General features: G+C 64.5%; 20 protein-coding genes and 1 pseudogene. 16 read left to right on the top strand and 5 right to left on the bottom strand.

Features of this window, described 5'->3' with window-relative positions; all coding sequences use genetic code 11:
* Window positions 1-195 (bottom strand): annotated as a pseudogene (locus ACNPP0_RS09130) (SDR family NAD(P)-dependent oxidoreductase); the annotation flags it as partial.
* Window positions 196-270: 75 nt separating this feature from the next.
* A complete protein-coding gene (locus ACNPP0_RS09125; protein ID WP_332610621.1) occupies window positions 271-1,917 on the bottom strand; it encodes an electron transfer flavoprotein-ubiquinone oxidoreductase in 1,647 nt (548 codons plus the stop codon).
* 113 nt (window positions 1,918-2,030) lie between these two features.
* Between ACNPP0_RS09125 and ACNPP0_RS09120 the strand changes: the two genes are divergently transcribed.
* From ACNPP0_RS09120 to ACNPP0_RS09110, 3 genes are all read left to right on the top strand, one after another.
* Window positions 2,031-2,486: an acyl-CoA thioesterase gene (locus ACNPP0_RS09120; protein WP_046802862.1), complete on the top strand. Its 456-nt coding sequence runs from the start codon at window positions 2,031-2,033 to the stop codon at window positions 2,484-2,486.
* A 251-nt stretch (window positions 2,487-2,737) separates the two neighbouring features.
* Window positions 2,738-3,436 (top strand): CoA transferase subunit A, encoded by a 699-nt coding sequence (locus ACNPP0_RS09115; protein ID WP_046802633.1) that lies wholly within the window; start codon window positions 2,738-2,740, stop codon window positions 3,434-3,436.
* Between the two features lie 12 nt (window positions 3,437-3,448).
* Window positions 3,449-4,102 carry a CoA transferase subunit B gene (locus ACNPP0_RS09110; RefSeq protein ID WP_046802634.1) on the top strand — a complete coding sequence of 218 codons (654 nt, stop codon included), beginning with the start codon at window positions 3,449-3,451 and terminating at the stop codon, window positions 4,100-4,102.
* Window positions 4,103-4,221: 119 nt separating this feature from the next.
* Here the strand turns inward: ACNPP0_RS09110 and ACNPP0_RS09105 are convergent, their stop codons facing one another.
* On the bottom strand, window positions 4,222-4,680 hold the full coding sequence (locus ACNPP0_RS09105) for a GNAT family N-acetyltransferase (protein ID WP_046802635.1): 459 nt from the start codon (window positions 4,678-4,680) through the stop codon (window positions 4,222-4,224).
* A 254-nt stretch (window positions 4,681-4,934) separates the two neighbouring features.
* Here ACNPP0_RS09105 and ACNPP0_RS09100 point away from each other — a divergent pair, with 254 nt between their 5' ends.
* The 9 genes from ACNPP0_RS09100 to ACNPP0_RS09060 all read left to right on the top strand — a co-directional run bounded on the left by ACNPP0_RS09100 (window position 4,935) and on the right by ACNPP0_RS09060 (window position 16,180).
* Window positions 4,935-5,810, top strand: a complete 876-nt coding sequence (locus tag ACNPP0_RS09100; protein ID WP_046802636.1) for a MurR/RpiR family transcriptional regulator — start codon at window positions 4,935-4,937, stop codon at window positions 5,808-5,810.
* Entirely contained in the window at window positions 5,807-6,787 is a 981-nt protein-coding gene (locus tag ACNPP0_RS09095; RefSeq protein WP_046802637.1) for an isoaspartyl peptidase/L-asparaginase family protein, read from the top strand. The genes ACNPP0_RS09100 and ACNPP0_RS09095 overlap by 4 nt, the downstream gene beginning before the upstream one ends.
* 39 nt (window positions 6,788-6,826) lie before the next feature.
* On the top strand, window positions 6,827-8,713 hold the full coding sequence (locus ACNPP0_RS09090; protein WP_448705669.1) for a dipeptide ABC transporter ATP-binding protein: 1,887 nt from the start codon (window positions 6,827-6,829) through the stop codon (window positions 8,711-8,713).
* 66 nt (window positions 8,714-8,779) lie between these two features.
* Window positions 8,780-10,333 carry a glutathione ABC transporter substrate-binding protein GsiB gene (gene gsiB, locus ACNPP0_RS09085; protein WP_332610618.1) on the top strand — a complete coding sequence of 518 codons (1,554 nt, stop codon included), beginning with the start codon at window positions 8,780-8,782 and terminating at the stop codon, window positions 10,331-10,333.
* A gap of 89 nt (window positions 10,334-10,422) precedes the next feature.
* Window positions 10,423-11,343: a glutathione ABC transporter permease GsiC gene (gene gsiC, locus ACNPP0_RS09080; RefSeq protein WP_046802640.1), complete on the top strand. Its 921-nt coding sequence runs from the start codon at window positions 10,423-10,425 to the stop codon at window positions 11,341-11,343.
* A gap of 7 nt (window positions 11,344-11,350) precedes the next feature.
* Window positions 11,351-12,250 carry a glutathione ABC transporter permease GsiD gene (gsiD, locus tag ACNPP0_RS09075; RefSeq protein WP_046802641.1) on the top strand — a complete coding sequence of 300 codons (900 nt, stop codon included), beginning with the start codon at window positions 11,351-11,353 and terminating at the stop codon, window positions 12,248-12,250.
* Window positions 12,251-12,408: 158 nt separating this feature from the next.
* A complete protein-coding gene (locus ACNPP0_RS09070) occupies window positions 12,409-13,503 on the top strand; it encodes a DmpA family aminopeptidase (protein ID WP_448705668.1) in 1,095 nt (364 codons plus the stop codon).
* 20 nt (window positions 13,504-13,523) lie between these two features.
* Window positions 13,524-14,369, top strand: coding sequence for a M55 family metallopeptidase (locus ACNPP0_RS09065; protein ID WP_332610616.1), 846 nt, complete (start codon window positions 13,524-13,526; stop codon window positions 14,367-14,369).
* Between the two features lie 14 nt (window positions 14,370-14,383).
* Window positions 14,384-16,180 carry an aminopeptidase P family protein gene (locus ACNPP0_RS09060; protein ID WP_448705667.1) on the top strand — a complete coding sequence of 599 codons (1,797 nt, stop codon included), beginning with the start codon at window positions 14,384-14,386 and terminating at the stop codon, window positions 16,178-16,180.
* Window positions 16,181-16,211: 31 nt separating this feature from the next.
* On the opposite strand, the gene ACNPP0_RS09055 is transcribed toward ACNPP0_RS09060, so the two are convergent.
* Window positions 16,212-17,201: a hypothetical protein gene (locus tag ACNPP0_RS09055; protein WP_448705666.1), complete on the bottom strand. Its 990-nt coding sequence runs from the start codon at window positions 17,199-17,201 to the stop codon at window positions 16,212-16,214.
* 271 nt (window positions 17,202-17,472) lie between these two features.
* Here ACNPP0_RS09055 and pyrG point away from each other — a divergent pair, with 271 nt between their 5' ends.
* From pyrG to ftsB, 4 genes are all read left to right on the top strand, one after another.
* Window positions 17,473-19,125: a CTP synthase gene (gene pyrG, locus ACNPP0_RS09050; protein ID WP_046802645.1), complete on the top strand. Its 1,653-nt coding sequence runs from the start codon at window positions 17,473-17,475 to the stop codon at window positions 19,123-19,125.
* Between the two features lie 203 nt (window positions 19,126-19,328).
* Window positions 19,329-19,613 carry a DUF1330 domain-containing protein gene (locus tag ACNPP0_RS09045; RefSeq protein WP_046802646.1) on the top strand — a complete coding sequence of 95 codons (285 nt, stop codon included), beginning with the start codon at window positions 19,329-19,331 and terminating at the stop codon, window positions 19,611-19,613.
* A 4-nt stretch (window positions 19,614-19,617) separates the two neighbouring features.
* Window positions 19,618-20,904, top strand: a complete 1,287-nt coding sequence (gene eno, locus ACNPP0_RS09040) for a phosphopyruvate hydratase (RefSeq protein WP_448705665.1) — start codon at window positions 19,618-19,620, stop codon at window positions 20,902-20,904.
* A gap of 71 nt (window positions 20,905-20,975) precedes the next feature.
* Window positions 20,976-21,401: a cell division protein FtsB gene (gene ftsB, locus ACNPP0_RS09035; RefSeq protein ID WP_046802648.1), complete on the top strand. Its 426-nt coding sequence runs from the start codon at window positions 20,976-20,978 to the stop codon at window positions 21,399-21,401.
* An 85-nt stretch (window positions 21,402-21,486) separates the two neighbouring features.
* Here the strand turns inward: ftsB and ACNPP0_RS09030 are convergent.
* On the bottom strand, window positions 21,487-22,221 hold a 735-nt coding region (locus ACNPP0_RS09030), incomplete at its 5' end, for a TadE/TadG family type IV pilus assembly protein (RefSeq protein ID WP_448705664.1).

Here is a 22,221-nt window from a genome sequence, read left to right as displayed (position 1 = left end):
CCGCCGTGTCACGCCGGGGGGCAAGGGGGGCAGGGAGTCCGCGCGGGTGACGTCGCCTTGCAGCCATTGGATGCCGCTGTCGTCGTCCGGCGGGTGGCGGCGCAGCGCGTGCACGTGGTCGCCGCGTGCCAGGAAACGCCGGGCCACGCGCTGCCCCAGGTCGCCACAGCCGATAAGAAGTACGCGTTCAGTCATGGTGCCGCCTTGTTCGTAAAAAAGGCGCCTGGGCAGGCGCCTTGAAGCAGGGCGGGCAAACCGCCCTTGCGGGTATTACATGCCGCTATACACCGGCCCTTCGCCGCCTTGCGGGGCCACCCAGACGATGTTCTGGGTGGGGTCCTTGATGTCGCAGGTCTTGCAGTGCACGCAGTTCTGCGCGTTGATCTGCAAGCGGTCCTCGCCGTGATCGTCCTTGATGAACTCGTACACGCCGGCCGGGCAGTAGCGCGATTCGGGGCCGCCGTACTTGGCCAGGTTCACCTGCACCGGCACCGACGGGTCTTTCAAGGTCAGGTGAACGGGTTCGTTTTCTTCGTGGTTGGTGTTGGAAATGAACACCGAGCTGAGCTTGTCGAACGTCAGCTTGCCGTCGGGCTTGGGGTAGTCGATGCGCGCGCATTCCGACGCCGGTTGCAGACAGGCATGGTCGGGCTTGTTGTGGCGCAAGGTCCACGGCATCTTGCCCTTCAACAGCAGCTGTTCGACGCCCGTCATCACGGTGGCCACCGTACGGCCCTTCTTGAACCACTGCTTGAAGTTGCGCGCCTTGTTCAGTTCGGTGTGCAGCCAGGACGCTTCGAAGGCCTGGGGATACGCGGCAAGTTCATCTTGGCGGCGGTCGGCCAGCAAGGCGTCGAACGCGGCTTCGGCGGCCATCTTGCCCGACTTGATGGCGGCGTGGCTGCCCTTGATGCGCGATGCGTTCAGGAAGCCGGCTTCGCAGCCCACCAGTACGCCGCCCGGGAACGTCAGCTTGGGCAGCGACATCAGGCCGCCCGCCGTAATGGCGCGTGCGCCGTAGGCAATGCGCTTGCCGCCTTCGAACGTACCGCGTATGGCGGGGTGCGTCTTGTAGCGCTGGAATTCGTCGAACGGCGACAGCCAGGGGTTGGCGTAGTCCAGGCCGACGATCATGCCGACGGCCACCAGGTTGTTGTCCAGGTGGTACAGGAACGAACCGCCGTAGGTGTCGGAATCCAGTGGCCAGCCGGCCGTGTGGATGACCAGGCCGGGCTTGGATTGCGCCGGGTCCACTTCCCACATTTCCTTGATGCCGATGCCGTAGGACTGCGGGTTGCGCCCGTCGTCCAGCTTGAAGCGTTCGATCAGCTGGCGGCCGAGCTGGCCGCGCGAGCCTTCGCCGAACACGGTGTAGCGGGCATGCAGTTCCATGCCGGGCTGGTAGTGGTCGGTGTGCGAGCCGTCGCGGGCCACGCCCATGTCGCCGGTGGCCACGCCACGGACGGCGCCGTTTTCGTCGTACAGCACTTCAACCGCGGCAAAGCCCGGGAAGATGTCCACGCCCAGCGCTTCGGCCTGCTCGCCCATCCACTTGACGACGTCGCCCAAACGGACGATGTAGTTGCCTTCGTTGTGGAAACAGGGCGGCAGCAGCCAGTTCGGCGTGGCGCGCGCGCCGGTCTGGGACAGGAACATGAACTTGTCCTGCGTGACCGGCACGTTCAGCGGCGCGCCTTTTTCTTTCCAGTCGGGAATCAGTTCGGTCAGCGCCAACGGGTCCATGACGGCGCCGGACAGGATGTGCGCACCCAGCTCCGCGCCCTTCTCAAGCACGCATACGCCGATTTCCTGATTCTTTTCAGCGGCCAGCTGCTTTAGACGGATTGCGGTGGCCAGGCCGGCGGGTCCACCGCCAACCACGACCACGTCATATTCCATCGACTCGCGTTCAGACATTTGCAAAGCTCCCCGTATGTATTCCATATTTGGCTGGAAGTAATATCGGCGATTGTATTGCAGGCGGAGGCCGTGTACGCCTTCGTATTTCTTTTAGCCTTCAGGAGTAATTGGTGAACCCGGACAATCTGTCTGCGCGGATTCTGGCGGTGGGCGATACCCATCAGACTGAATTGCCTTTGCGGTGGGGCGACTCTGACGCCTTGAATCATCTGAACAACACGCTGTATTTCCGTCTCATGGAAGAGGCCCGCATGCAGATCCTGTATGACGCGGGCTTTGCGCTGCCCGCCGATAACGGCGCCATCCTGGCCCACGCCTCGTGCGATTTCCTGCGCCCGCTGACCTACCCGGCCACGGTGCGGGTCACGCACAAAGTCACGCGCATCGGCCGTTCCAGCGCCGAATTCGAGCTGCTGCTTGAGAAGGTCGGCGACGACGCCGGGCCCTATGCACGTGGTCGCAACGTGCTAGTCTGGATGGATTACGTGGCCAATACGTCCGCACCGTGGCCGCCCGAAGTGCTGGCCCAAATGGCGACGCAATTCCAGGCGGCTGCGTCAGAATAACGGCGCTAAAACGCCGGTCATGCCGTTAAAATCAAGCGCAAAATCACAATAGAAATAAAGGGGCGCGCCACCCTCGGCGCCGCAACCCGGAGACATCGGGCAGTGTCTTGATGCCATCTGGGGGCCGACGCCGGCAGCCGCGCTCCAAGGAAAAACAGGGCTTACCCCGGCTTTCTTTGATCCCATGGGACACACCGCGCAAGCGGCGGGGCGGGCTCTCTTCGGTTAGACCTTAACTAGGAGTTGGAGCGATGGACAAGGTTTTTGCAAGCGCCCAGGAGGCGCTGGCAGGCATCGTCAAGGACGGTCAGATGATCGCCGTGGGCGGTTTCGGCCTTTGCGGTATTCCCGAAGCCCTGATCGCCGCGCTGCGCGATTCGGGCGTGAAGGACCTGACTTGCATCAGCAACAATGCGGGCGTCGACGGCTTTGGCCTGGGCCAGTTGCTGAACACGCGTCAGGTGCGCAAGATGATCGCGTCCTACGTGGGCGAGAACAAGGAATTCGAACGCCAGTACCTGTCCGGCGAACTCGAACTTGAATTCACCCCGCAGGGCACGTTGGCTGAAAAGCTGCGCGCCGGCGGTGCGGGTATTCCCGCCTTCTTCACCCGCACGGGCGTGGGCACCATCGTGGCCGACGGCAAGGAAATCCGCGAATTCGACGGCCAGCAATACGTGATGGAGCGTTCGCTTGTGCCGGACGTGTCGCTGGTCAAGGCGCACATCGCCGACCGCAGCGGCAACCTGGTATTTCGCAAGACGGCCCGCAACTTCAACCCGAACGTCGCGATGGCCGGCAAGTTCACGGTGGTCGAGGTTGAACAGATCGTTGACACCGGCAGCCTGGATCCCGATCAGATCCACCTGCCCGGCATCTATGTGCAACGGATCGTGCTGAACACGACGCCGGAAAAGCGCATCGAACAACGCACCACTCGCCCGGCCTAAGGAGAAGACGACATGGCATGGTCCCGCGATGAAATGGCGGCGCGCGCCGCGCGCGAGCTGCAAGACGGTTTTTACGTGAACCTGGGTATCGGCTTGCCGACCCTGGTTGCCAACCACGTGCCCAAGGGCGTGGAAGTGTGGCTGCAATCCGAAAACGGCCTGTTGGGCATCGGCCCGTTTCCCACCGATGACGAAGTCGACGCCGACCTGATCAACGCCGGCAAGCAGACGGTAACGACGTTGCCGGGCTCGTCGATCTTTTCGTCGGCCGATTCGTTCGCGATGATCCGCGGCGGCAAGATCAACCTGGCCATCCTGGGCGCGATGCAGGTGTCCGAAAAGGGCGACCTGGCCAACTGGATGATTCCGGGCAAGATGGTCAAGGGCATGGGCGGCGCGATGGACCTGGTGGCCGGCGTTGGCCGCGTCGTAGTCCTGATGGAGCACGTGGCCAAGAAGAAAGACGGCACCGAAGACATCAAGCTGCTGCCCGAATGCAATTTGCCGCTGACGGGCGTGGGCGTGGTTGATCTGATCATTACCGACCTGGGCGTGATGGAAGTCACCGAAAACGGCCTGAAGCTGCTGGAAACGGCGCCCGGCGTGACGGTGGACGAAATCCAGTCCAAGACGCTGGCCAAGCTGGACGTGTCGTCGGTCAAGTAAACGACCCTTGTAGGCGCCCTTTGTTCGCGCCCCTTGTAGGCGACCCTTGATGCACCAATGGAAACGCCCCGCAAAGGGGCGTTTTCATTTCTGCGGTACGGGGCGCGTGGCGCGAGGCGCTACGCCGCCGCGTCCAGGCGCATCCCCACATGCGGGATGCCGTCTTCAATGTATTCCTCGGTGACCTGCACAAAGCCGTGCCCGCCGTAGTAGTTGCGCAGCCGCGCCTGCGCGCCCAGATACATGGCGCGGCCCGGCCAGCGTTGGCGCACTTCGGCCATGGCGTGGCGGATCAGCTCGTGGCCCAGGCCCTGGCCGCGCGTCCAGGGCGCGGTGATCACCCGGCCGACTTCAATCTGGCCGTCTTTCAGCGACGGGTCCAGGATGCGGCAATACGCGGCCAGCTGCCCGTCCTGCCATGCCATCAGGTGCGACGTCTGGCCCATCAGGTCCTTGCCGTCGATGTCCTGGAAAACGCAGTTTTGCTCAACGACGAACACTTCCGTGCGCAGCCGAAGAATCGCGTAGATCTCGGGCACGGTGAGTTCCTGGTGGGGTTTGCAGATCCAATCGGGCATTGCGGCAGTCCAAGTCAGCGGGTCGATAAGGGGGAAAAGCAGAGCGCCGATAGCGTACCTCAAAGCGGCCCCGTTTCTTTTTGGGTCTTTCCCGCTTCATTCCTGTTTCATTCGCACGGGCCGTCCCGCGACAATCCGCCGTTGTTACATAATTTCACGGGTATACCCTTAGTATGAAAAGGAATTTTCTTATTTAAAATTTGCGTGTAAACAGATTTACACAATCGCCAGATAAGCCGAACCCCCCGCACACGATGAACAAGGCCGTACTTACGATCGCTGATCGGATCGCCCGGGCCCAGCCCGCGCTGAGCCGGACGCAGCACAAGATGGCCGAGTACGTGCTGGCGCACCAGTTTCGCGTTGCCACCATGACCATCGACGAATTCGCGGCGGCAGTGGGCGTATCCGTGGCCACGGCCAATCGCTTTGCGCGTGCGCTGGACCTGCCGGGTTATCCGCAGTTTCGCGCCGAACTGGCGCGTGGCTTCGAAGCCGCGCTGGAACCCGTGGAAAAGCTGCGCACCGAACTGGCGCATTCCGCCAGCGCCGTGCAGATCTTTGCCGCCACGCTGGAAGAAGACATCCGCAACGCGCAGCGCAACTTGCAGTCGCTGGATTCCGCTGCCTGTGAGCAGGCGGTGCAGGCCATCCTGGCGGCCGAACGCGTCTTCATCATCGGCTTTGGCGCCAGCGGTTTCCTGGCCGGCCTGTTGCAGCGCGGCCTGTGCATGCACCTGCATTCCGTTGAATCGCTGGCGGGCCCCGGCGGCGTGTCGCACGCGGCGCGGCAGATGTCGCGCATGACGTCCAACGACCTGGTGATTGCAATCGGCTTTCCCCGCTATCTGGCCGACACGGTGACGCTGGCGGCCGCCGCCAAGCAGGCCGGCGTGCCGGTGCTGGTGCTGACCGACAAGCCCACGTCGCCGCTGGCGCCGACGGCCTCCGTTGTGCTGTACGCGTTTTCCGCGCGCCAGCTGATCCCCAATTCCGAAACCGCTGCGCTGGGCCTCATCGAAGCCTTGTCCGCAGCCGTGGCCTATCGGGCCAAGAATTCCGTTGCGGCAGCCGCTGGGGTGACCCAGTCCGTGATGCCGTGGCTTATCCATGGAGTAGGTAAACGATGATTCAACCCGTGATTGCCATTCACGGTGGCGCCGGCGCGATGTCCCGCGCGGCCATGTCGCCCGAGAAAGAACAGGAATACCTGGCCGCCCTGGAGTCCATCCTGACGGCCGGCCAAGCCGTGCTGGCACGTGGCGGCAGCGCCCTGGACGCCGTTACCGAAGCCGTGCGCCTGCTGGAAGATTGCCCGCTGTTCAACGCGGGCCACGGCGCCGTGTTCACCAGCGCCGCCACGCACGAGCTGGATGCCGCCATCATGGATGGCGCCACGCTGCGTTCCGGCGCGATTGCCAACGTCAATTGTGTGCGCAACCCCATTTTTGCCGCGCGCAAGGTCATGGAAAACAGCAAGCACGTTCTGTTCGTGGGCGAGGGCGCTGAAGCTTTCGCCAAGGCCGAAGGCCTGGAGATCGTGGACCCGTCCTATTTCTCTACCGACGCCCGCCGCGAACAACTGCTGCGCGTGCAGCGCGAGACGCCCGACGCCGCCGTGCTTGACCACGACGGCCAGGCCATGGTGGCGCGCGGCCAGCCCGCGCCGGCCGACCCGCTGGACGCCGACAAGAAGTTCGGCACCGTGGGCGCAGTGGCGGTCGACGCGCAAGGCAACGTGGCCGCGGCCACGTCGACCGGCGGCATCACCAACAAGCAGGTCGGCCGCGTGGGCGATGCGCCCTTGATCGGCGCCGGCACCTACGCCAGCAACAAGACCTGCGCGGTATCCACCACGGGCACCGGCGAGATGTTCATCCGCATGGTCGCCGCTTACGACGTGGCGGCACAGATGGAATACAGCGGCGCGTCGCTGCAAGAGGCGGCCGACCGCGTCGTGATGGAAAAACTGCCCACCATCGGCGGCAAGGGCGGCCTGGTGGCCGTTGACGCCCAGGGCAATGTGGCCTTGCCGTTCAACACGGAAGGCATGTATCGCGGTTACGCCCGCGTTGGCGAAAAGCCGGTCACCGCCATCTACCGATGAGCGTGACGGGTTCTGTTTTGATTTTGGGGATTAATAAAGATGGTTGATCGCGCAAACAGCCTGGCGCTGCCGGAAAACCGCGTGGTCCAGGTCGACGACCTGACGGTGCGCTTCGTGGGTTCCGAGCGCACGGTCGAAGCCGTGCGCAACCTGTCGTTCCATGTGGATCGGGGTGAAACCCTGGCCATCGTGGGCGAATCGGGTTCGGGCAAATCGGTGACGTCCCTGGCGCTCATGCGTCTGGTGGAACATGGCGGTGGGCGCATCGCCCAGGGCCGCATGGCGCTGCGCCGCCGCAACGGTGCCGTGGTCGACCTGGCCAATTCCAGCCAGCGCGTCATGCGTAATGTGCGCGGCGCCGACATGGCCATGATTTTCCAGGAGCCGATGACGTCGCTGAACCCGGTGTTCACCGCCGGGGACCAGATCGCCGAATCGATCCGCCAGCACCAGGGCAAGGACGCCGCCGCCGCGCGCGCCGAAGCGCTGCGCATGCTGGAACAGGTGCGCATCCCGGAAGCCAAGTCCGTGCTGGACCGCTACCCGCATCAACTGTCGGGCGGCATGCGCCAACGCGTGATGATCGCCATGGCGCTGGCCTGCAAGCCCGCGCTGCTGATCGCCGATGAACCGACCACGGCGCTGGATGTCACCATCCAGGCGCAGATCCTGCAACTGATCCGTCAGCTTCAGGAAGAAATGCACATGGGCGTGGTGTTCATCACCCACGACATGGGCGTGGTGGCTGAAGTGGCCGACCGCGTGTTGGTCATGTACCGCGGCGACAAGGTTGAAGAAGGCCCGTCTGAACAAGTGTTCTCGGCGCCGCAGCACACCTACACCAAGGCGCTGCTGTCGGCCGTGCCCAAGCTTGGCGCCATGGAAGGCACTGATCTGCCCGCGCGCTTCCCGCTGCTGCAAGTGGAAGGCCAGGCCCAGCCCGTGGCCGAGCCCGGCATCAGCAGCACGCAGGAAGTGCCGGCCGCCAAGCGCGAACCGATTCTGTCGGTGCGCAACCTGGTGACCCGCTTTGACCTGCGCGGCGGCATTCTCAGCCGCGTGCAGCGCCGCGTGCATGCGGTGGAACAGGTCAGCTTCGACCTGTACCCTGGCGAAACGCTGTCGCTGGTGGGCGAGTCCGGTTGCGGCAAGTCCACGACCGGCCGTTCGCTGCTGCGCCTGGTCGATAGCCAGGCCGGCGAAATCAAGTTCGGCGGGCGTGACATCGTCAGCCTGAAGAACAACGAATTGCAGTCCCTGCGCCGCGACATCCAGTTTGTGTTCCAGGACCCGTTCGCCTCGCTGGACCCGCGCGTTACCGTGGGCTTCTCGATCATGGAGCCGCTGCTGGTGCACGGCGTGGCCAAGGGCAAGGAAGCCGAACGCCGCGTGTCGGAATTGCTGGAACGCGTGGGCCTGCCGCCTGAAATGGCGCAGCGCTATCCGCACGAATTCTCGGGCGGCCAACGCCAGCGCATCTGCATCGCGCGCGCGCTGGCCCTGAACCCCAAGGTCGTGATCGCGGACGAATCCGTGTCGGCGCTGGACGTCTCCATCCAGGCGCAAATCGTGAACCTGCTGATCGACCTGCAACGCGACATGGGCATTTCGTTCCTGTTCATCTCGCACGATATGGCCGTGGTGGAACGCGTCAGCCACCGCGTGGCGGTGATGTACCTGGGCCAGATCGTTGAGATCGGCCCGCGTCGCGCCATTTTTGAAAATCCGCAGCACCCGTACACCAAGAAGCTGATGTCGGCCGTGCCGATCGCCGATCCGGCGCGTCGCCACCTGAAGCGCACCTTGTTGTCCGATGAAATTCCCAGCCCGATCCGCAAGCTCGGCGACGAGCCGGTGGTGCAGCCGCTGGTGCAGGTTGGAACCGATCACTTTGTTGCCCGCCATCCGGTCGGCGGCGCGTATTGATTCCGTTGTCGTACCTATTTTTCTTCCACCAAACCCCCTAATTCCATTTTGGAACCAGGAGTTGCAATGATGAAAGTTCTGCGCCCCACCAAGTTGATGGCCGCCGCCGCGGTGGCCTTCGGCGTGCTCACTTCGCCGTTGGCGCATGCAGCCAAGGACGTGACGTTTGCCGTCTCCATCGCACTGGAAACGCTTGATCCGTACAACACCAACAGCACGCTGAACCAGGCTGCCGGCAAGGCCTACTACGAAGGCCTGTTCGAATTCGACAAGGACCTGAAGGTTCAGAAGGTGCTGGCCACCGACTACACCGTCAGCGAAGACGGCCTGGTCTACACGTTCAAGCTGCGTCCCGGCGTGAAGTTCCACGACGGCACCGACTTCAATGCCGAAGCGGTCAAGATCAACTTCGATCGTCCGGCCAACCCGGAAAACCGCCTGTCGCGCTACATCCAGTTCAGCGTCATCGACAAGACCGAAGTGGTTGACCCGATGACCATCAAGATCACGTTGAAGAAGCCGTTCTCGGCCTTCATCAACGCGCTGGCCCACCCGGCCGCCATGATGATCTCGCCGGCCGCGCTGGCCAAGTACGGCAAGGAAATCGGCTTCCACCCGGTGGGCACCGGCCCGTTCGAATTCGTCGAATGGAAGCCGGCCGAATACCTGAAGGTCAAGAAGTTCGACGGCTACTGGAAGAAGGGCTACCCCAAGGTCGACACGCTGACCTTCCGTACCGTGACCGACAACAACACCCGCGCCGCCGTGGTGCAGACGGGTGAAGCGCAGTTCGCCTTCCCGGTGCCGTTCGAACAAGCCGCCGTGCTCAAGAAGAACGACAAGCTGGACGTGGTCGATCACCAGAACTCGATCATGGCCCGCTACCTGTCGATGAACACGCAGCAAAAGCCGTTCGACAACGTCAAGGTGCGCGAAGCCATCAACTACGCCATCAACAAGGAAGCGCTGGCCAAGGTCGCCTTCTCGGGTTACGCCACCGTCGTGGACGGCGTGGTGCCCAAGGGCGTGGATTTTGCGCACAAGTCGGGCCCGTGGCCGTACGACATCAAGAAGGCCAAGGCCCTGCTGGCCGAAGCCGGCTACCCCAATGGCTTCGAAAGCCAGCTGTGGTCCGCCTATAACGACGGCACCTCGGTGAAGGTGGTTCAGTTCCTGCAACAGCAGCTGGCGCAAGTCGGCATCAAGGTGCAGGTTGAAGTGCTGGAATCGGGTCAGCGCGTGCAGCGCGTGCAACAGGTGCAGAAGCCGGAAGATGCCAAGGTCCGCATGTACTACGCCGGCTGGTCGTCCTCGACCGGTGAAGCCGACTGGGGTCTGCGTCCGCTGCTGACCACCGCTGCTTTCCCGCCGGTGCTGAACAACGTGTCGTACTACTCGAACAAGTCGGTGGACGACGGCGTTCAGGAAGCCTTGGCCACGACCGACCGCGCCAAGAAGACTGAAATCTACAAGGGCGTTCAGGAAACCATCTGGAAGGACGCCCCGTGGGCCTTCCTGGTGACCCAGAACAACCTGTACGTGAAGTCCAAGAACCTGTCGGGCGTGTACGTGGAACCGGACACCTCGTTCTGGTTCGGCGACATCGACCTGAAGCAGTAAACCTAGCAGTCACTCTTGGGGCCTTCGGGCCCTTGTAAGGCCACATACGGCGGGGGCGCGGTGTCCCCGCCGATGTTGCAGGAATTTCAATGCTGACCTACATCGTCAAACGTCTTCTGGGCATGATCCCCACGCTGCTGCTGGTAGCCGTGGTCGTGTTCCTGTTTGTGCACATGCTTCCGGGCGACCCGGCGCGACTGGCCGCGGGCCAGGAGGCCGACCAGCAAACCGTTGAGCTCGTGCGCAAGGAACTTGGGCTGGATTTGCCCCTGCCGCAGCAGTTCGTGCGCTACTTCAGCCACATGCTGCAAGGCGACCTGGGTACCTCGCTGCGTACCAAGCGCCCCGTCTCGACCGAGATTTCCGACCGTTTCATGCCCACGTTGTGGCTGACGCTTGCCAGCATGGTGTGGTCAGTGACCTTCGGCATGATCATCGGGATCGTGTCCGCGGTCTGGCGCAATCGCTGGCCCGACCGGCTTGGCATGACGCTGGCGGTGTCGGGCATTTCGTTCCCCGCGTTCGCGCTGGGCATGATGCTGATGCAGGTGTTCTCCGTGAACCTGGGCTGGCTGCCGACCGTGGGCGCCTCGACCTGGCAACACTACATCCTGCCGTCCATCACGCTGGGTGCCGCGGTAGCCGCCGTGATGGCGCGCTTTACCCGCGCATCGTTCGTGGAAGTGATCCAGGAAGACTTCGTGCGCACGGCCCGCGCCAAGGGCCTGACCGAGCGCCGCGTCGTCATCAAGCACGCGCTGCGCAACGCGCTGATTCCCGTGGTCACCATGATGGGCTTGCAGTTCGGCTTCTTGCTGGGCGGCTCGATCGTGGTGGAAACCGTCTTCAACTGGCCCGGCCTTGGCCGCCTGCTGGTTGATGCCGTGACCCAGCGCGACTATCCGGTGATTCAGGGCCTGGTGCTGCTGTTCTCGCTGGAATTCATTTTGATCAACCTGATTGTCGACGTGCTCTATGGCGTCATCAATCCCAGCATCCGTTACAAGTGAGGCGGCCATGAGCAATCCGACACCCGCCACGATGGTCGCCGCCGTTCCGAAGAACGACGTGCGCACGCCCGCCACCGAATTTTGGCGCAAATTCAAGAAGCAGAAGCTGGCCGTGGGCGCCGGCATGTTCGTGCTGTTGCTGGTTGTGGTCGCGGCGTTCGCGCCGTGGATCGTGCCCTTCGACCCCGAGAATTTCTTCGACTACGACGCGCTTAACGCCGGCCCGTCGCTGACCCACTGGCTGGGCGTGGATTCGCTGGGTCGCGACATCTTCAGCCGCATTGTCATGGGCGCCCGGATCTCGCTGGCCGCGGGCTTCCTGTCGGTGGCCATGGGCGCCATCGTCGGCACCTTCATGGGCTTGATGGCCGGTTACTACGAAGGCTGGTGGGAACGCATCACGATGCGTATCTCGGACGTGCTGCTGGCGTTTCCGGGCATGCTGCTGGCAATCGGCGTGGTGGCCATCCTGGGTTCCAGCATGGTCAACGTGATCGTGGCCGTGGCCGTGTTCAGCGTGCCGGCGTTTGCCCGCCTGGTGCGCGGCAACACGCTGTCGATCAAGCAGATGACGTATGTTGAAGCCGTCAAGAGCGTGGGCGCGTCCGACTGGACGATCATCATGCGCCACATCCTGCCCGGCACGATCTCGCCGATCGTGGTGTACGGCACGATGCGCATCGGCACGTCGATCATCACCGCCGCCAGCCTGTCGTTCCTGGGCATGGGTGCGTCGCCTCCCACGCCCGAGTGGGGCGCCATGCTGAACGAGGCGCGCGCCGACATGGTCATCGCCCCGCACGTGGCCATCTTCCCGGCGCTGGCGATCTTCCTGACGGTGTTGGCGTTCAACCTGCTGGGCGACGGCCTGCGCGACGCGCTCGATCCGAAGATCGACCGCAAGTGATACCTGCAAGTAAATAGGAAAGGCCCTGTCGCCGGGCCGCCCCAAGGCGGGGCAGCCCGCCCCAAAGGCGCGCGGCTTGGGGGCACTATCTGCGCCGTCGCCCCTTCCCGAAGGGCGGCGGCGTTTTGCATTAAGGAGCGTGGCAACACGCGGCAATCATGAACAAACAAGCGCTGGATCTGCCCCGCATCGGCGTGCTGCCGTCAGGGCCCCTGGATTCGATTTGCGACGTCGGCGACGTCACCGTCGGCCATTGCACGCTGGCCGACGGCGCGCAGCAGACGGGCGTCACCGTCGTGCGCCCGCACGCCGGCGACCCATTTCTGGACAAGGTTCCTGCCTCTGCCACCGTGCTGAACGGCTTTGGCAAAAGCACGGGCCTGGTCCAGGTGCAAGAGCTGGGCGTGCTGGAAACGCCTGTCGCGCTGACCAACACCTTTGGCGTGGGCACCGTCGCCAACGCGCAGATTCGCCAGGCCATCGCGGCCAACCCCGAGATCGGGCGCGGCATGGCCACCGTGAACCCGCTGGTGTTCGAATGCAATGACGGCTACTTGAACGACATCCAGGCGCTGGCCGTGCAGGAATCGCATTACGCCGAGGCCTACGCCCGCGCGGCCAAAGCGTTCGACCAGGGGGCGGTCGGCGCCGGGCGCGGCATGTCGTGCTTTTCGTTCAAGGGCGGTGTTGGCTCGGCGTCCCGCGTGGCGTCCATCCAGCCCGGCCTGCGCTACACCGTTGGCGCGCTGGTGCTGGCCAACTTCGGCCGCTTGCCCAACCTGACCGTGGCTGGCCGCCCGTTTGGCCGCCGTCTGGCCGACCAGCTGGACCGGGGCTTGGCGCAGCAAGGCGAGAACGCCGCGATTGCGCCGGAGAAGGGCTCCATCATCTTGTTGCTGGCCACCGACGCGCCGCTGGACTCGCGCCAATTGCGCCGCCTGTCGCTGCGCGCGGGCGCGGGCCTGGCGCGCACGGGGTCCGTGTTCGGCCACGGCAGCGGTGACATCGCGCTGGCCTTTTCCACCGCGTACACCGTGCCGCAACTGGCCGAGCAGCCGATGCCCGCCGTGGCGATGCTGCACGAAACCCGTATCGACCCCTTGTTCGAAGCCGCTGCCGAAGCCTGCGAACAAGCCATCATCGCCGCGCTGTGGCACGCCGACGCCGTGACCGGGCGCAGCGGCCATCACCGCGCGGCCATCCGCGAGGCCGCGCCGCAGTGGCGCCAATGGCTGTCCGACACCGCATTCTGAATTCCTTGAAGGCTGACCCCATGAAGATCCTGATTTCCACCGATATCGAAGGCGTCGCCGGCGTCTTCCACGCCGAGCAAGTCCGCGCCGGCAACGGCGAATACGAGCGCGCCCGCGCCTGGATGACCGCCGAGGCCAACGCGGCCGTGCAAGGCGCCATTGCAGGCGGCGCCGAAGAAATCCTGGTCAACGATTCGCACGGCGGGTTTCGCAACCTGCTGCCCGACGGCCTGGACGAACGCGCGCGCCTGGTGCTGGGCAAGCCGCGCTACCTGGGCATGATGGGCGGCTTGGAAGAGGGCTGCGACGCCGTCTTCATGATCGGCTATCACTCGCGTTCGCAAGGGCGCGGCATTCTGGCGCACACGATCAACAGCTTTGCCTTCGCGCGCGTGCTGATCAACGGCATGGAGCTGGGCGAAGCGGGCCTGTATGGCGCGCTGGCCGGCGAAATGGGCGTGCCCGTAATCTTGGGTACGGGCGACGACGTGTTCATCGCCGAAACGCGCGACACGTTCCCCGGCGCTGAATGGGTGCAGACCAAAGTGGCCCATGGCCAGGGCAGCGGCGTGACCTTGTCGCCCGCCGCCGCGCGCCGCGCCATCGCCGCCGCCGCCGAGACCGCGGTGCGCAAGCTCAAGGGCAAGGCCACGTCCGCCGCCGATCCGAAACCCGTTCCTTTCCGCATTCCCGCCCCTATAGAATGCCGGTTGCAGACACAGAGCGCGGCGCTGGCCGACCTGTTCTGCATGTGGCCCACGCTGGAACGCGTGGACGGCGTGACCTTGCGATTCACCGTGGATAGCATGCAGTCGGCCGTCCGCACGTTGAACAGCCTGGCCGCCATGTCTTTCATGTTGCGCTAAGGATCCCATCCCCCATGTCTAGCACCGACGCCCGTATCGCCCAACTGCGGCAGGCCATGAGCCGCCGCGGCCTGTCCGCCTATATTGTTCCGTCTTCGGACCCGCACCTGTCCGAGTACCTGCCGGCGCGCTGGCAGGGGCGGCGCTGGCTGTCGGGCTTCACGGGGTCGGTCGGCACGCTGGTGGTCACGGCCGACTTTGCCGGGCTGTGGGTGGACAGCCGCTACTGGGTGCAGGCCGAGGCGCAACTGGCAGGCACCGGCGTGCAGCTGATGAAGATTGCGCTGGCGTCCACCCCCGGTCATGTCGACTGGCTGGCCGCCAACACCGGCGCGGGCGACGTTATCGGCGTTGACGGCCAGGTGCTGGGCCTGGGCGCGTTCCGCGCCTTGTCGGCAGCGGCCGCCAAGTCTGGCGCCACGCTGGAAATCCGGGAAGACTTGCTGGACGACATCTGGACCGACCGCGCGGGCCTGCCCGACGCCAGGATCTATGAACACGTTGCGCCCGAAGCCTGCGTGACCCGCGCCGACAAGCTGGCGCAGGTGCGCGGCGCCATGCGCGCACACGGCGCCGATGTGCATTTCATCTGCACCGTGGACGACATCGCGTGGCTGCTGAACCTGCGCGGGGCCGACGTGGAGTACAACCCGGTGTTCGTCGGCCATGCGCTGATCGGCCTGGACCACGCCACGCTATTCGTGGCCGACGGCAAGATCGACGACACGCTGCGCGCCACGCTGGCTGCCGATGGCGTCGAAGTGGCAGGCTATGCGCAGGCCGCGGACGCCTTGGCCTCGCTGGAACGGGACCAGACGCTGCTGATCGACCCGGCGCGCGTGACCTGCGGCGTGTTCCACGCCATGGACCCCGCCGTGCCGCGCATTGAAGCGATCAACCCGTCCACCTTGTTCAAGTCGCGCAAGACGGATGCCGAACTGGCCCATGTGCGCCAGGCGATGGCCCAGGACGGCGCCGCGCTGTGTGAGTTCTTTTCCTGGTTTGAAGGCGCGCAGGGCAAGGAAACCATTACCGAACTGACCATCGATGAGCAGATCACCGCCGCCCGCGCCCGCCGCCCGGCCTACGTCTGCCCCAGCTTTGCCACCATCGCCGGATTCAACGCCAACGGCGCCATGCCGCATTACCGCGCCACGCCGGAATCGCACGCCACCATCGAAGGCGATGGCCTGTTGCTGATCGATTCGGGCGGCCAGTACCTGGGCGGCACTACCGACATCACCCGCGTGGTTGCGGTGGGCACGCCCAGCGCCGATCAGAAAGTGGACTTCACGCTGGTGCTCAAGGGCATGATCGCGTTGTCGCGCGCGTCGTTCCCGCGCGGCACGCCGTCGCCCATGCTGGACGCCATTGCGCGCGCGCCCATCTGGGAAGGCGGGGCGGAATACGGCCATGGCACCGGCCACGGCGTGGGCTATTTCCTGAACGTGCACGAAGGCCCGCAGGTGATTTCGTACCGCGCCATGCCGGGTCCGCACACCGCGATGGAGCCGGGCATGATCACGTCGAACGAACCCGGTATCTATCGCCCGGGCCGTTGGGGCGTGCGCATCGAAAACCTGGTCGCCAACCGCAGCTGGCTGACGTCGGAATTGGGCGAATTCCTGTGCTTTGAGACGCTGACGCTATGCCCGATCGACACGCGTTGCATCGAGGTGTCGCTGATGCGCGCGGACGAAATCGCGTGGCTGAACGACTATCACAAGACGGTGTTCGAGCGACTGTCTCCGCTGGTGCAAGGCGAGGCCCTGGCTTGGCTTGAACGCAGCACCGCGCCGATCCGCGCGTAGGACGGTCGCCAGGCGGGGCCGGCGACAACGCTCAGGCCGACTTCGCCGCCTGCCTGGCGCCCCAGTACAGCGCCAGGGCGCCGGCCATGCACCCCATCACCAGCAGCGCGGCGTAGATCGCCAGCACGGCAGCGCTTGCCGAATAAGACTGCGCGGCGCGCATCATCTGGCTCCATGTCATGGCCTTGACGGCCAGATAGGCCAGGCCGATGCCGGCCGCCTGGGCCAGCCAGAAGGCCAGGCTGCCATGGGCGACGGCACGCCCGAGGCGGGCGCGGCCGATGTGGCGCGGCAGTGCCTTCAGGCAGGTGACGACGCACAGCGCGAACAGCAACGCGGGCAGCGCGATATAGCCCAACACAAAGGCCGTCCAGCCGGCATCCAGAACCATCATTTGCAAATAGCCGCCCGCGGCGATTGATACGGTCAACTGCCAGGCCAGCACGGTCAGCCCGGCGATCCAGGCGGCGTGCCGCCGACCGTAGGCGGGTGCGCCTGGCGCGCCCTTGCGTTGCACCGTCCAGGCGGCAATGCGCACGACCAGGCACATGCCGACGATTTCCAGCACGATGTTCACCACGCGGAAAAGCATGGCCATGGTCAGGAACTGGCCGGTCAGTTCAAGGCCGAACTGCTCGGTCAGCGCACCGCGGTTCTGCATGACGAAGCGCATGCCCACGTTGTGCAGGTAGGCGCTGGCCGCCGACACCATCAAGGTGTAGATCAGCTGCAAGGCGATAAAGGTGCCGAACAGCTTGCGCGGCTCGTCCACCGCCGTGGTGTTGTGGCGGCGCAGCCAGCCATGCATCGTGCCCCACACCGTCAAACCGACCATGACGGCGGATGCCAGGATGTTGGTCAGCAGCGGCATCAGGTATTGCGGCTGGCTGTACATTTCGCGCATTTGGTCGAATTGGGGCAGGGCCAGCATGGTGTAGCCCTGCACCAATGCGCCGTAAGCCAGGCGCACGATGACGGCGGTCAACGCCAGGCGCCAGGCGAGCGAGGCGGCGGCGGCCAAAGGAGCGGATGCCGGGGAAGGCGACGCTGATGCTGGAAACGTGGAAGGGGTCATCGACGGTGGCGGAAAGTTGAGAAAAAGCGGGGTCGAAAATTAGGGATCGAACATATCACGGCGTCTTGGGCCCGCGTGAATGCGGCGCGCCCAGGCCGGCATTTGAGTGCTGCCAAATGTTACGCGTCAGCGCTAGGGGAAAACCCAAATAACTTCCGCCTCCCGGCTATAATCCAAATTTCCCGCACGCGCCCGCTCGTCCCGGGTGCTCATTACGATGACCAAATACGTATTTGTCACCGGCGGAGTGGTGTCTTCCCTGGGCAAGGGCATCGCCGCTGCGTCGCTCGCCGCCATTCTCGAGTCGCGTGGTTTGCAGGTCACCATGCTGAAGCTCGATCCGTACATCAACGTCGATCCGGGCACGATGAGCCCCTTCCAGCACGGTGAAGTGTTCGTCACGGAAGACGGCGCCGAAACCGATCTGGACTTGGGCCACTACGAGCGTTTCATTTCCGCTCGCATGCACAAGGTGAACAACTTCACCACCGGCCAGATTTACGAATCGGTGCTGCGCAAGGAACGGCGTGGCGACTACCTGGGCAAAACCGTCCAGGTGATTCCGCACATCACCAACGAAATCCAGGACTTCATCGCCCGTGGCGCCGAAGCGGGCTGGAACGGCAACACGGATGTCGCCATCGTCGAAATCGGCGGCACCGTGGGCGACATCGAGTCCCTGCCTTTCCTGGAAGCCGCGCGCCAGATGAGCCTGCGCATGGGCCGCAACAACGCGGCCTTCGTGCACCTGACCCTGGTGCCGTTCATCGCTTCCGCCGGCGAACTCAAGACCAAGCCTACGCAGCATTCGGTCCAGAAGCTGCGCGAAATCGGTATCTACCCGAACGCGCTGCTGTGCCGCGCCGACCGTCCCATCCCGGACGATGAGCGCGCCAAGATCTCGATGTTCTCGAACGTGCCGCTGGACGCCGTCATCTCGGTCTGGGATGCCGATTCCATCTACAAGATTCCCGCCATGCTGCACAAGCAAGGCGTGGACAATATCGTCTGCGAAGCGTTGGGCCTGACCCCGCCGCCGGCCGATCTGTCCATGTGGGACAACCTGGTCGAAGCGCTGGAGCACCCGCAGCACCAGCTGACGATCGGCATGGTCGGCAAGTACGTCGACCTGACCGAATCGTACAAGTCGCTGACGGAAGCCCTGGTTCACGCCGGCATCCACACGCGCTCGAAGATCAACATCGAATACATCGATTCGGAAGACATCGAAACCCGCGGTACCGACCAACTGAAGCATCTTGACGCCATTCTGGTTCCGGGCGGCTTCGGCAAGCGCGGCACCGAAGGCAAGATCGCCGCGATCCGCTACGCCCGTGAAAACGGCGTGCCGTATCTGGGCATCTGCCTGGGCATGCAACTGGCCGTCATCGAGTTCGCGCGCCACGTCGCCGGCCTGGGCGGCGCCAACAGCACTGAATTCGACCCTTCTGCGCCCCATCCGGTGGTGGCACTGATCACCGAATGGATGGACCGCGAAGGCAAGGTCGAAAAGCGCGACAATTCGTCCGACCTGGGCGGCACCATGCGCAAGGGCGCGCAGCGCGTGCCGATCAAGCCGGGCACCCGCGCGCAGACCATCTACGGCGACGAAGTGAATGAGCGTCACCGTCACCGCTACGAGGTCAACAACGTCTACGTGCCGCGACTGGAAGAGTCCGGCATGGTGATCAGCGCCCGCACGCCGACCGAAAACCTGCCGGAAATGATGGAATTGCCCGACCACCCGTGGTTCGTGGGCGTGCAGTTCCACCCGGAGTTCACGTCGACCCCGCGTGATGGCCATCCGTTGTTCTCCAGCTATATCCGCGCCGCCATCGAGCAGAAGTCTCGCCGCGGTCAGGAGGCGTAATGCCGGTTCGCGGTCTCGAGTTCCGTAAGCGGATCCTCGGGGCCGCGGCCCATTTCTCCAGCGCCGCACTAGGCGGCGGCGCTTCTTTCGGATACAACCAATTAGCATCGGACAGGTGTCGCCAGGCCGCTTTGCGCGACACTGGCGGCTTTGCCGTATCCGGCGCCCACCCCCTTTCAACGCCACTGCTCTGAAGGAACCCCATGAGTGCTTACATCATCGCCGAAGTCACGGTGACCAAGCCCGCGCAATACGAAGACTACAAGCGTCTGTCCACGCTCGCCATGCGCGCGTACGATGCCAAGGTCCTGGTGCGGGGCGGTGAGACCAAGCACCTTGAGGGCCGTAAGCCCGGCCGCACCGTCGTCATGGAATTTCCGTCGATGACCGCCGCCCAGGCCTTCTACGACTCCTGGCAGTACCGCCGTGCCCGCAACGCCCGCGAGGGCGCGGCCGTCATGAATATGTTTATCGTTCAGGGAATGTAAAGTCATGAGTGCAATCGTCGACATCATCGGCCGCGAGATTCTGGATTCGCGCGGCAACCCCACCGTGGAATGCGATGTGCTGCTGGAATCCGGCGCCATGGGCCGCGCGGCCGTGCCGTCCGGCGCATCCACCGGCGCCCGCGAAGCCATCGAGCTGCGCGACGGGGACAAGAGCCGTTATCTGGGCAAGGGCGTTCTGCGCGCCGTTGAGAACCTGAATACGGAAATCTCCGAAGCATTGATGGGCCTGGATGCCCAGGAACAGACCTTCGTCGATCGCACCTTGATCGAGCTGGATGGCACCGAGTCCAAGGAACGCCTGGGCGCCAATGCGATCCTGGCGGCCAGTATGGCCGTGGCCCGCGCCGCCGCCGACGAATCCGGCCTGTCGCTGTACCGCTATTTCGGCGGCAGCGGCCCCATGAGCATGCCCGTGCCGATGATGAACGTCATCAACGGCGGCGCGCACGCCAACAACACGCTGGACCTGCAAGAACTGATGATTTTGCCGGTGGGCGCGGGCAGCTTCCGCGAGGCCCTGCGCTGGGGCGCTGAAGTCTTCCACATGCTGAAAAAGCTGATCCACGGCCAGGGCATGTCCACGGCCGTGGGCGATGAAGGCGGCTTTGCCCCCAACGTCCCCAGCCATGAAGCCGCCATCCAGCTGATCCTGAAGGCCATCACCGAAGCCGGTTACGAGCCGGGCACGCAGATCGCCCTGGGCCTGGATTGCGCCAGCTCGGAGTTCTACCGCGACGGCAAGTACACGCTGGCCGGCGAAGGCGGCATCTCGCTGTCCTCGCAGGAATTCACCAACCTGCTGGCCACCTGGTGCGACAAGTACCCCATCATCTCGATCGAAGACGGCATGGCCGAAAACGATTGGGACGGCTGGAAGCTGTTGACCGACCAGTTGGGCAAGAAGGTGCAATTGGTGGGCGACGACCTGTTCGTCACCAACACCAAGATCCTGCGTGAAGGCATCCAGAAGGGCGTCGCCAACTCGATCCTGATCAAGATCAACCAGATCGGCACGCTGACCGAAACCTTCGCCGCCATCGAAATGGCCAAGCGCGCCGGCTACACCGCCGTCGTGTCGCACCGTTCGGGCGAAACCGAAGATTCCACCATCGCCGACATCGCCGTGGCGACCAACGCCATGCAGATCAAGACGGGTTCGCTGTCCCGTTCGGATCGCATGTCCAAGTACAACCAGCTGCTGCGTATCGAAGAAGAGCTGGCTGAAGTGGCGTCGTATCCTGGCCTGGGAGCTTTCTACAACCTGCGTTGATGGGAAGCGCGATGGCGACGCCCCGCGCCGCCATCGCATCCGCGCCACGACTGCTCTGAGGGTTCTCGCGTATGCGCCTGTTGTTCCTGGTGCTGTTCGTGCTGGTAGGCTTGATCCAATACCCGCTTTGGTTGGGTAAGGGCGGCTGGTTCAAGGTCTGGGATCTGCAACGCCAAGTGGCTGAGCAGCGCGAGACCAACGAAGGCCTGCGCGCGCGTAATGCCGCGCTGGAAGCCGAAGTGCGAGATCTTGAAGGCGGCTCTGGCGCGATCGAAGAGCGTGCCCGCGGCGAGCTGGGCATGATGCGCGACGGTGAAGTGTTCGTTCACATCCTGCCGCAGAATGCGCAACCGCCCGCCGGCGGCGCGACCCTGGCGACCGATGCGGCCACCAAGCCCGCCACGCCGGCTCGCACCAGCGCCCCGGCAGCCAAGCCGCCCGCCGCTCGTGCTACACCCGCCGCCGCACCCAAGCCGGCCAACAGCACGCGTCAGTAAGCTTGCGGCGGCCGGCTTGCTTGCTGGTCGCTGACAGCTGATAGCCGATAACTCATAGCCGGTAACTCATAGCCGATGCCCGGCGTCAATCGCAGAGGGCATCGCGGCATGCCCCCACCACGATTTCCGCCGGCCCTGGCCGCGCGCCCGTCCAATCGACCGGGTGCGTGTGCATCTCCATTTCCAGTTCAACCTGAATCGGCAGCAGCCCATGCCTGCGAGCCACGCCCGCATAGCTGGCGTCGTTGCGCCCCAGCGCGGTGAGCGCCGCTCGTACGGGGAACAGCCAAGGCTTGTGCAGATAAGTCAGCCGCAGCTTCAGGGTGTTGGCGTCGAAGATGGTGGCAGCGCCGGGGCGCGGCGGTCGCCTGGCGTGCTGCAAGTCCTGGTAGTCGTTGTCGATGGCGCGTCGGCCCGGCGCGGCCAGGACGGCCAGGTCCTTGCGGCCATGGTCGCGGAACATCCTGGCATCGGGCTGCAAGACTTCGATTCGCCACGCGCCAAGGCCCGTGCCCGCCGAGGCGTCGGCATGTGCGCGCGCCAGCCTGCGCCTCGCACCGGCTTCGCCGTCGGCGCCGGCATGCAGGGGCAGCAAGCCTTGAATGAATGCATCGCGCATGGGAGCCGGTTGCGCATGGGCCGTGGCGCCGGCGCGCGCGGCTTCCATCAGGGCCACGTGCGCCATTTGGCGCACGGCTTGCCAGCGTGCTGCTTCGATGCCCAGCAGGCCCATCAGCAACACCATGGCGCCCGCCACGGCGAATTCAATGGCGGCGGCGGCCCGCTGGCGCGAGGCGGCAAAGAAAAAGGCGGTCATGGC

The sequence above is a fragment of the Achromobacter semiaridum genome, from assembly GCF_053543755.1.
Note: the sequence above shows the minus strand (reverse complement) of the source record. Positions and strands in the feature narration are given on the sequence as shown.

Coding starts and splice junctions, on each gene's coding strand:
- ACNPP0_RS09125 (WP_332610621.1), bottom strand. CDS start 1,917: ATGTCTGAACGCGAGTCGATGGAATATGACGTGGTCGTGGTTGGCGGT.
- ACNPP0_RS09115 (WP_046802633.1), top strand. CDS start 2,738: ATGGACAAGGTTTTTGCAAGCGCCCAGGAGGCGCTGGCAGGCATCGTC.
- ACNPP0_RS09110 (WP_046802634.1), top strand. CDS start 3,449: ATGGCATGGTCCCGCGATGAAATGGCGGCGCGCGCCGCGCGCGAGCTG.
- ACNPP0_RS09105 (WP_046802635.1), bottom strand. CDS start 4,680: ATGCCCGATTGGATCTGCAAACCCCACCAGGAACTCACCGTGCCCGAG.
- ACNPP0_RS09100 (WP_046802636.1), top strand. CDS start 4,935: ATGAACAAGGCCGTACTTACGATCGCTGATCGGATCGCCCGGGCCCAG.
- ACNPP0_RS09095 (WP_046802637.1), top strand. CDS start 5,807: ATGATTCAACCCGTGATTGCCATTCACGGTGGCGCCGGCGCGATGTCC.
- ACNPP0_RS09090 (WP_448705669.1), top strand. CDS start 6,827: ATGGTTGATCGCGCAAACAGCCTGGCGCTGCCGGAAAACCGCGTGGTC.
- gsiB (WP_332610618.1), top strand. CDS start 8,780: ATGATGAAAGTTCTGCGCCCCACCAAGTTGATGGCCGCCGCCGCGGTG.
- gsiC (WP_046802640.1), top strand. CDS start 10,423: ATGCTGACCTACATCGTCAAACGTCTTCTGGGCATGATCCCCACGCTG.
- gsiD (WP_046802641.1), top strand. CDS start 11,351: ATGAGCAATCCGACACCCGCCACGATGGTCGCCGCCGTTCCGAAGAAC.
- ACNPP0_RS09070 (WP_448705668.1), top strand. CDS start 12,409: ATGAACAAACAAGCGCTGGATCTGCCCCGCATCGGCGTGCTGCCGTCA.
- ACNPP0_RS09065 (WP_332610616.1), top strand. CDS start 13,524: ATGAAGATCCTGATTTCCACCGATATCGAAGGCGTCGCCGGCGTCTTC.
- ACNPP0_RS09060 (WP_448705667.1), top strand. CDS start 14,384: ATGTCTAGCACCGACGCCCGTATCGCCCAACTGCGGCAGGCCATGAGC.
- pyrG (WP_046802645.1), top strand. CDS start 17,473: ATGACCAAATACGTATTTGTCACCGGCGGAGTGGTGTCTTCCCTGGGC.
- ACNPP0_RS09045 (WP_046802646.1), top strand. CDS start 19,329: ATGAGTGCTTACATCATCGCCGAAGTCACGGTGACCAAGCCCGCGCAA.
- eno (WP_448705665.1), top strand. CDS start 19,618: ATGAGTGCAATCGTCGACATCATCGGCCGCGAGATTCTGGATTCGCGC.
- ftsB (WP_046802648.1), top strand. CDS start 20,976: ATGCGCCTGTTGTTCCTGGTGCTGTTCGTGCTGGTAGGCTTGATCCAA.